The organism is Stenotrophomonas sp. P5_B8 (assembly GCF_054049855.1).
In genome coordinates, this window is the sequence record NZ_JBFULO010000851.1 from 1 (window position 1) to 633 (window position 633).

At 59.1% G+C, this 633-nt stretch carries 1 protein-coding gene; it reads left to right on the forward strand.

Features of this window, described 5'->3' with window-relative positions; translation table 11 throughout:
• Positions 1 to 63: 63 nt before the first annotated feature.
• A partial coding sequence (locus ACXJKH_RS21820) for a GGDEF domain-containing protein (protein WP_457322514.1) occupies positions 64 to 633 on the forward strand: 570 nt, incomplete at its 3' end.

The following is a 633-nucleotide window of genomic DNA, read 5'->3' on the forward strand; positions in this document are numbered from 1 at the left end:
GTGCATTGGGGCATCGTTTCTCAACGTCCCGTCGAGGCTACCCTGCGGCCGCTGACACGCCTGATGAACACTGTGCTGCTCAACGCCGCCCCTCTGGGCATCCTCTCGCTTCTGCTGATCTGGGTGGTTTCCCGGCGCATTTCACGGCCATTGTGGCAGCTGGCATCGACGGCCCAGAACAGCGATGTGTCTCAGGCGATTCTGACCGTGACTGCGGTTGATACGTGGTATTACGAAGCAGATGAACTACAGAAGGCCGTGCTGATCAGTTTCAATGCGTTCAACGACCGAATTGGTCGGCTGGACCAGGCCGTACTGACCGATCCACTGACCGGCTTGCTCAACCGCCGGGGTCTGGAAAGAGCGCTAGGTTTTCTGTCCAACTCGGGAACGCGGTTTGCGATCATTGCCTTGGACATTGACCATTTCAAGAAGGTCAATGACCGCCACGGTCATGAGGTAGGCGACGGGGTAATTGCGGGTGTGGCCGATCTGATGCGACAGAACTCCCGGGCAGAAGATGTCCTCTGTCGCATCGGGGGCGAGGAATTCTTGCTGCTGTTGCCCGACGTGAGCGCTGAGACCGCTGAGTTCGTCGCCGAGCGGCTCCGCAGAAGCATCCACGACCACGCA